Annotated in this window: 7 protein-coding genes and 1 pseudogene; 7 read left to right on the top strand and 1 reads right to left on the bottom strand. The window is 46.4% G+C overall.

All coding sequences use genetic code 11. From position 1 onward, the window contains the following. On the top strand, positions 1–183 hold a 183-nt coding region (locus PsW64_RS27380), incomplete at its 5' end, for an IS30 family transposase (RefSeq protein ID WP_193757810.1). 44 nt (positions 184–227) lie between these two features. Then, a complete protein-coding gene (locus PsW64_RS28445; protein WP_193757809.1) occupies positions 228–734 on the top strand; it encodes a hypothetical protein in 507 nt (168 codons plus the stop codon). Positions 735–818: 84 nt separating this feature from the next. Here the strand turns inward: PsW64_RS28445 and PsW64_RS14420 are convergent, their stop codons facing one another. After that, positions 819–1,742 (bottom strand): LysR family transcriptional regulator, encoded by a 924-nt coding sequence (locus tag PsW64_RS14420; RefSeq protein ID WP_057466195.1) that lies wholly within the window; start codon positions 1,740–1,742, stop codon positions 819–821. Between the two features lie 640 nt (positions 1,743–2,382). On the opposite strand from PsW64_RS14420, the gene PsW64_RS14415 reads away from it, so the two are divergent. From PsW64_RS14415 to PsW64_RS14385, 5 genes and pseudogenes are all read left to right on the top strand, one after another. Continuing rightward, positions 2,383–3,168, top strand: a complete 786-nt coding sequence (locus PsW64_RS14415) for a hypothetical protein (RefSeq protein ID WP_063304059.1) — start codon at positions 2,383–2,385, stop codon at positions 3,166–3,168. Between the two features lies 1 nt (position 3,169). After that, positions 3,170–5,230, top strand: coding sequence for an MFS transporter (locus PsW64_RS14410; protein ID WP_208980797.1), 2,061 nt, complete (start codon positions 3,170–3,172; stop codon positions 5,228–5,230). After that, positions 5,223–6,224, top strand: a complete 1,002-nt coding sequence (locus PsW64_RS14405) for an ABC transporter substrate binding protein (protein ID WP_063304058.1) — start codon at positions 5,223–5,225, stop codon at positions 6,222–6,224. The genes PsW64_RS14410 and PsW64_RS14405 overlap by 8 nt, the downstream gene beginning before the upstream one ends. 257 nt (positions 6,225–6,481) lie before the next feature. Then, entirely contained in the window at positions 6,482–7,021 is a 540-nt protein-coding gene (locus PsW64_RS14400) for a hypothetical protein (RefSeq protein ID WP_063304057.1), read from the top strand. A gap of 803 nt (positions 7,022–7,824) precedes the next feature. Further along, positions 7,825–8,532: pseudogene (locus PsW64_RS14385) on the top strand (hypothetical protein); the annotation flags it as partial.

Raw genomic sequence — 8,532 nt, 5'->3', positions numbered from 1 at the left:
GGATCAAACGAAAACACGAACCGCTTGTTGCGGCAGTATTTGCCCCGAGGCACTGACTTATCTGTACACACGCAGCCTGAACTTGATGCAATCGCAAGGCAACTCAACCAACGACCCCGCAAGACCTTGCAATATCAAACCCCAGCTGAGAAGTTCTCAGAGTGTGTTGCTGCGACCAGTTGAAACCACCGCCAAATCCGGTCCACGAAACCAAGCGTTGTTATTGGATGGCCGTAGCACCATCTGCTACCAGTACATTTGGGGTCTGGTCAAAAATCCAGTCTTGTCAAGGGCAAGGATGCTCGATTTCGGAACAACTTTCAATCGGTACCTCACGCACCAATACTTGGTCGACGACGGCAGAATGGTCAAGCACAGTCACAGAATCTATGGAGGAAAGTTTTGAGGTTCTTGGCGCTGGTGGAAAGGTCAGTGAACAGGTGTCAATGAGCTTTGCATTGTCAGAGAACTTCCAAACGGCGCTATCACAGTCTGTGACAAACACCTTTACTGCTACATGCAATCCAGACAAACATGCCACAAATCGAGTGCTTTTCCAGTTCCAGACAAATACAACTGAGAGCTGTCTGGAGACTGGAAAGTGTACAGGAGCCACCGATACACAAGACTATGCCTGCATTTCTAATCCGCCGGCTGGCTATGGCGGTCCACAATGCGTTCCCGGTTATTGCAGAGAAGATGACCCACTCTGCCTAGAGCCTTGTGCTGAGTGATAAGTATCTTAAAGGCGGCGTCTTTATCTTGCGCCGCCTCTCCATTCAACAAACTGAGTTCACACACAAAATTCGGCTACAACCCTAAAGCTGTCGCTCCATGCGCTGCTTTTCTTGTAACAACCCTTCGCGAAGTTTCTCAATTAAGAACTCGGCCTGCGGTGTAAGAACACGGCCCTGGATCCGATTGACGCAGACGTTGTAGTCCATGGACACATCTAATGGTAAAACTTTGATGGCGGCATCTTTAGGTGGATGAAAGGCTGTTATCATATCAAGAATACTCAAGCATTCTAATGAATCTACAAGTAATGGCAGTTGGCTGGGCGCATCCGCGCTGATCCTGGTATCTGGAACGACACCCACATGCTCTAAGGTTCTCAAAATGAGCTTACCATACAATGTAGATTCTGACGGTAAAATGCTCGGGTACTTGCCAAAATCAGAGACGGAAACTTTCTTCTGAGTTGCAAGTTCATGCGTAATTGGCATAATGCCCACCATCCGCAAGGTGGTCAAAACCACACTTTCAATATCTGGATGGGGCAGCTTAGGAGTTCCTATTCCAAGGTCAATTTCCCCTCTGCGCAGCTTCCAAATCTGAGTATCCCGCCCTCCAACAGAAACAATCAAATTAATATCGGGCCATCGATCTCTCACGGCCCGGATAGCATCACTGAAGAGGCGCAGTTGTGCTCCAGGTACAACAATCATCACCCTGAGGATTTGCTCACTACCGCGACGCAGTGACTGAACAGACTGATCAATATGCTCCAGCTGATCAAACATATCCTTACATTCTTGGTAGAGCGCATCTGCTTCTACGGTTGGTCGCAGGCGCCCCTTTTCGTTGACGAAGAGGTCAAATCCCAATGTCCGTTGAAAATTACTGATATGCTTACTAACGGTAGGTTGCGCAAGTTTAAGCTCTGACGCTGCCTGAGTAAGACTTCCATTCTCATAGATTGCTCGAAAGATCTCAAGTCTCTGAATGGTCAATGTACTCAATTACCCTCCTCCGCCTCATAGCTTATAGCTATAGGGCCTTCAATTTCTTTTTGTTGCGGTGGTCTAATGAGTTGCTTACTCACAGTCCGTAGTTTTACTAGAGCGCAAAATGGAAATCGAACGAACCGAATGTAATGAGCGATGATAAGTAACGAGAGCCCGCATTCCGCGTTACAATTAATCTCTGTGTTTAACTCGAGGTTGCGATAGTGTGCATTTCGGACTGAGAGATCTATATTCGCTGTTAGTAGATGTCAATAATACAGCAATTAATTTTGATACCATTAAGTAGTAATGGGATATTTTTAAATAAAAAATACGTATATATGATGAGTTTATTGAATTATCTCTATCCTATCAAATGAATAAATTGCAAAAATGCGATATATTCTCAAATCAAAATTCTATTAGTATGTAGTAAGTTCAGGTAATATCGAAATATCAAGTAATGTGAGAATATAGTACTTGTCACCCAACTGAAACTTGAGGTGGTACTTGTCCGATTGGTGCCACAGCTGCTCCACATAACCAAGACGACGCCCGTTAGCTGCTGTGCCTCAGACCCGCCTTACAACCAGATAATCCGGCGAACGTCATAGTTTCAAATTACACGTGACGATAAGATTAGAGACCTTAGTTTATGGATACTCAGATGCTTTCTGGTATTAGATCGCGAGTTGTTGTTTCGACTCTTGCGGTTATTGCAGTGATGCTTGCGCTCCAAAGTGCTTTAAGCTTGCTTAAGTTTCGAACACTGGTTGTCGAGGCAACATCATCTCGGTTGCAAGTCACCGCGAGCGCTATTGACGTGGTTATCCGGCGAGCGGAAGCTGTCGGCCTGAGCATGCATGAAATATCCGATCTGGACGCTTTGATCGAACGCGAGCGCTTGCGCGACCCAAAGATTCATCAAATTATTCTCTTAGATCTTCAGGGCACGATCCTGGCTCATTCCGGAGATCGCAATGTCTTGCAAGAAGATATGAATGAGGTTCTGCTCGGCGTTCTAACGAGTGATGATAAGACCATAACACGTGAAAGTGGGGAGTATCTGTACGCTGGCCGCTTACTGCGCGACTCTTCAAACTCCATTATGGGAGCTATTTTAGTCTCAGAGCATACTAAGGAGCTATCAGCAAAAGTGAGAGACACATGGTCCCGTCTCACACTTATGTATCTGGGTATTTTTGCAATCGTTGCAATCTCGATAGGCCTTTTCTCCTTGTTCCAATTACATGCTCGAAAGTCTTACTTCAGGAAGTCTGGTAAGGCGGATTTGGGAACTCTTGATCCCAAGGGATCTGATGAGCTGCAAAAACAGATATCGAAGGGCAAGAGAATGCAAGAAACAGCACTACTTGACCTTTCAAAAATGTCTAGTGTCAGCGCAGTCACCAAACTGAGCGATAGTCTTGAGGAAAGTTGACGTGACGATATTCTCAAGATTCTCAAGACACTTTTTGCTGACTATGTCAGTTGCTATGTCGGTGGCAGCATTTCTAAGTGTTGTTGTTACTCTGGCGGAGTTTAACTCTGGCCTAAACCCATTCTTGCTTGCAAAGGCACAGAGCGTTAGCGAAACCGTCAAGCAAAATCTGGAATATGCTAGCGAGATTGGTATTCCGTTCTCTGAAATCAGAGGAGTTAAAAAGTACCTCACTGACCTAACTGCAGAACACAAGGAAATACGTGGAATTTCTATTGTTGCAGTTAACTCTTCGGTGCATTTGGGAGAGAGTGAGACACTCCCCTTGGAGCGTGAGAGTACCGAGAGCAATGCCATTTTACTTGCTCAGCAAACCTTCGACTCCCTTTCGAAGTTAGGAGTGTTTATTTTTGGTTCTGACAACAGGAAACAGACGGTATTAACGGATGTAGTTGTGAATGGTGCTCCTGTTGCTCGAGTGCAAACCACTTTGGATGAGGAGTACGTCAACAGTCAGCTCACCAGTATCTTTCTTGATACATTTGTTCTTCTCTTGGCGGCATGTCTGATTGCGGTTGAAGTCGTGATTGTTTGCGTCAGTTCAACCATAACAGTGCCACTACGTCTTGTTGAAACAGCCATCGTAAAGTGTGCTGGAGGGCATTTGGGCACATATCTTGGCTCTGACCGCAAAGATTGGGCCGGTCGGTTCATTGCAACGATGAACCGGCAAAACGCCAAAATTCGTAAAACGCTTGAGCAACTGCAGCAGGCAAAAAATATATCACGCGAAGAGTTGCGTACTTTCGCTAAGAAATACAAGTTGTATCGTGTCGAAGAAGGTAACAAGGCGTCTATTGCAGATGCACGGATACCACTTTTTGTATTTTGCTTAGCTGATGAGCTTCAAAAGTCGTTTCTACCGTTTTTCTCCATGGAGTATTACGATGAAAACGATTGGTTCGAAAAAGACATCATGACGGGCCTGCCGATTTCAGCCTTCATGCTGGTCGTCGCTATCATCTCACCGTTTTCAGGACAGCTTATCGAACGTTTCAGCAACAAAAAGCTTTACCTCGCTGGTTTGGTACCTGCAATCGGTGGTTACATTTTCTGTATTTTAGCCCAAGACGCAACTGACATTGTTATTGCTCGTTCGATTACTGCAATCGGTTACGGGATTATTACAATCAGTTGCCAGAGTTATATTGCTGCTGTCGCAGACGAAGGGAGCCGCGCAAAAGCAATGGCAACCTATGTTGGTGTTACCATGACAGCCACTATGTGTGGAACGGCAATTGGTGCAATTTTGGCTGATTGGGTTGGTTATAAGCCAGTTTTCGTCATCGCTATCAGTCTTATGGTCCTTGCAGGTATTCTGGGTTGGCGAATGCTGCAAAACGAGTTGCCAAGCTTCAAGTCGGATACCGTCTCAACAACATCAAAAGCAGGTAAGCCTTTGATAACGCTCTTAGGAAACACGCAGTTCGTGGCAATCCTGATGTTTTGCGCAATTCCGACCAAAATTGTCCTCACAGGATTCCTCTATTTCTTTGTTCCAATCTATCTGGCCAGCTTGGATGCCAGTCAATCTGAGATTGGTCGGATTATGATGGCCTATTCCTTGATTATTATACCAATCAGCCCACTGGCCTCTCGTCTCTCTGATCAGCTTGGAAAAAATCTTTCCGTGATCACTTATGCAACAATTGCGTCAGGAGTGGCTCTGATGGCTCTATACCAAAACACGAACATTATCGCTGTGTTTATAGTGGTCGCGTTGGTAGGCCTCGCTCATGCCTTCATCAAGGCTCCCATCATGGTTGCGGTCATGGAAGCAGTCGAGAAGGAGCAACAAATTAGCAGAACAGGTGCGCTGAGTTATCTTCGTATGTTTGAGCGTGTCGGCAGCGCTGCTGGTCCACTTATCGTAGCAGCACTGCTTGTAAAGCAAGAGTATACCACTGTTGCCGCACTTCTCGGTGCTGCGATTATTGGCTCGGGACTCATAATGCTTCTGGTTTCACGCTCCTCAAAGCAGGAGGTGCAAGCTCATGCCTAAAGTGATGCTCATCATAGTTGCCCTTATTTTAATGGCGGGGGCTACAAGAGCCAGAGAGGACGCCTCGGACGCTTATCAGGTGCGCATGGTTGTTTGGCGTGGCTGTGAAGAGGCTTGTAAAAGCTTCACTCATTTTTTCAAAAGCAGAAAGCTTCCTGTAAACGTGATCGTCACTGATGTGGCGAAAGACAAAAGCCTCTTGCCGGAAGTGAAGCAACTGCTCCTCAAAGAGAGACCCGATCTTGTTGTCACCTGGGGGACTTCAGTCACGCGTTCTCTCATTGGCACGATTGCAGATTACGGTATAGGCTCAGGTTTGGGTGACATCCCATCCCTTTTTATGATTGTCGCAGATCCGGTTCGTGCAGGCATTATCGTAGACCATGAAACCTCAGGGCGGCCCTTGGTAACTGGCGTGCATAATCGTGTGAATGAGACTGTACAGCTCAAACACATTTTTGAGTACCAACCCGTAAAGCATCTCGCGGTTATTAACGAGCCGAACGCAGTTAACTCTCACCAGAACACTCAAAAGTTGGCGGCACTTTCAGATCAACTGGGTTTTGAGGTCATTTCTCTTGAATATAGTCTTGGCGCGGACGAACGGGCAGATCCAGCAGAAATTCCGCTCAAGATTGCCGAGGCAAAAGCCCTGGGCGCAGACGCGTTATATGTTGGATCCAGCTCTTTTAATCTCGAAAACCGGCAAAGTTACACAGAAGCTGCAATATCAGAAAACCTGCCGGTTTTTAGTGCATATGAGCAAATGGTTCGCAACGGCCTGGCCCTTATGTCTGTTTCTAACAGCTACAAAAACGTAGGCAAATTAGCAGCTTCTCAGGCCTACGAAATTTTATTCAAAGCAAAGTCACCTGGAGCACTATCAATCAGGGCTCTCGAACGATTTTCAGTACTCGTAAACATGCAAGCCGCAAAGCGACTTAGTCTTTACCCTCCCTTATCGATCATCAGCATCGCAAAGATTGTTAAATGACAATTGTATTTTCTCATCGGCACTCATGGCCATGACAGGCTGCAAGTTAACTTGATCATCACCGCGGTGTAATACCCGCGCTTTGCGCTGGATTTCGCCACTGAAGTGTTGTGCAACAGAGCTCGCATTCACCCTCCTCCGCTTCATAGCTAATAGCAATAAGTCCTTCAATTTCTTTCTGTTGTGAAAGTCCAAGGCCTAACTATTTTCTGCAAATGAAAATGCTGAGAAGTTGGATACTAGAAGAAGGGTAAGCAATGCAGTTTTCAGGTTACAATACTCAAATCAGGAAACTATCTCAGATATTTACCTGGGCAATTCTGGCTTTGGGTGCTTTGCAATTTCTGCTCGGAATTGGGGGCCTCGAACAAAAACCAGCGGAGATCGACGCGGCTGGCTACACGCGCTTCCATGCATTTTGGGGTATGGGACTCTTGATTGCCGTTCTTGGAAAACTCATCCTACTTTACTTTGTAGACAAGCGCAGACTTCTCAACAAATCGCACCATTGGTTTTTACGCCTATCAATCACAGTGCTATTTGCTCTTCTTGTTGTTTTACCTCTCGTTGGCGGAATGAGATTGGCAGCAAATGAAGGACTTAGCAGCTCTTTGGGGCTTACTGTGGTTAGTTGGATGCATGGGGAAAGCGTAAATTATCTAGCGGAGTTGCACACTGCACTGGCCTATACGCTTGGCTGTGCCACAATTGTCTACGGCCTGAGCTGGGTGGCAAATTACATTCACTCTGTAAATAGAGAGCTGTCCCACATTGTTATTGAGGATCCATATACTTAGATGTGGAGCTCCGCAATAAAGCTACACCGGAAACTCTATCAAGTGACATTCAATGAAGGGCAATTGTTAGTCCATTCGAAAAACATCATGTCTCCGATTGATTTCCAAGCAATGTTGCTGGCGACCCTTGCATTTTGCCAATTGCTCACGCCCGCTCAAAACGCTGATCCACTCACTTGGTGTTGATGACAACCATCGCCGCCTCTAGCATGTTATGCGGCTGGTGCAGCCTTACATCCAAGATTTACTCTATATTTTTTGCCATTGATGCACCTCGTAAAAGAGACCGCATTCATCATCCTCTGCTTCATAGCTAATAGCAATAATGCCTTCATTTTTTTTCTGTTGTGAAGGTTCAGGGATCTAAGTATTTTTAACCCATGAAAAAATTGAAAGGCTTGGCAAAGATGGTTTGAGCCTGACGAAATGAGCGGCAATAAATAGCAAAAAGCCACCTTTTTTATCTGATCCAATTGCCCATTTTTGCTCTCCACCGCTTCAATCCGAATGAGTGGCAGCGACCGTTACGCATGAGCGCGTTGCCCATAAAAAGTGTCCATCCGAACCGGAAGCACTTCGCAGGTACCATTTTGCTCATTTCGGGAAGCCATACCCAAAACTGACGAGTGTTCCTGAACAGGCACCGACAAAATCTGCATCATTTCACGTCAAAACGATCAGGTTTTGAAGTGAGATGGGTACATCAAAGATTTTGAACCAAGAGTTCCGATAACCATATGACTACGCCCCCTTCAAAAGCATGTTTTGAGCACTTTCTGGACCATCTGCGGTGCGGTGGGCGCATGACCAAAGTGGCCGGCACTACAGCAAGTCGAGCGCCCTATCTTGCGGCAGGGCTAATTGTATCAGGACCTTTGATGTTGTCCGTAGCAACCGATGCCTTTGGGCAGACTTGGGAAGGTAACCACTCGACCGACTGGTTTGCTGAGGATAACTGGTCTAACGATATTATCCCGAATGGGGCACGAAGTGTTTACATCGATACCACAGCACCCAATCCGACCAATGTAACGGATAAAACCACCAACGGAACGGCAAAGGCAAAAAATCTGAGTGTGGGCTACAACGGCGAAGGAACTCTGACAATATCCGATGGCGGCGTTGTGAATAGTAACTACGGCTATATCGGCTATAACAGAGGTTCAACTGGCGCCGTTGAAGTGACCGGCATCGGGTCAACCTGGGTCAATTCGGGCATTGAACTTGCTGTCGGAGAATATGGCAATGGCACACTGACGGTGTCCAATGGCGGCATGGTGAGTAATTGGTACGGCCACATCGGTTATAGCAACGGTTCAACCGGCAGTGTTGAAGTGACAGGCACTGGGTCAACCTGGGTCAATTCGGGCATTCTAGCTGTCGGAGGATCTGGCAATGGCATTCTGACGGTATCCGATGGCGGTACGGTGAATAGTGACTACGGCTATGTTGGCCGTTACAAAGGCTCAACCAGCATTGTTGAGGTGACCGGCACTGGGTCAGCTTGGGGT

It is taken from the genome of Pseudovibrio sp. W64 (assembly GCF_001623145.1).
Lineage (GTDB): Bacteria > Pseudomonadota > Alphaproteobacteria > Rhizobiales > Stappiaceae > Pseudovibrio.
This window is presented reverse-complemented; position numbering and strand designations above follow the sequence as displayed.

What these genes read in the sequence shown, in the direction of transcription:
- PsW64_RS28445 (WP_193757809.1), top strand. Translation starts at nt 228, where the DNA reads ATGGCCGTAGCACCATCTGCTACCAGTACATTTGGGGTCTGGTCAAAA.
- PsW64_RS14400 (WP_063304057.1), top strand. Translation starts at nt 6,482, where the DNA reads ATGCAGTTTTCAGGTTACAATACTCAAATCAGGAAACTATCTCAGATA.
- PsW64_RS14415 (WP_063304059.1), top strand. Translation starts at nt 2,383, where the DNA reads ATGGATACTCAGATGCTTTCTGGTATTAGATCGCGAGTTGTTGTTTCG.
- PsW64_RS14405 (WP_063304058.1), top strand. Translation starts at nt 5,223, where the DNA reads ATGCCTAAAGTGATGCTCATCATAGTTGCCCTTATTTTAATGGCGGGG.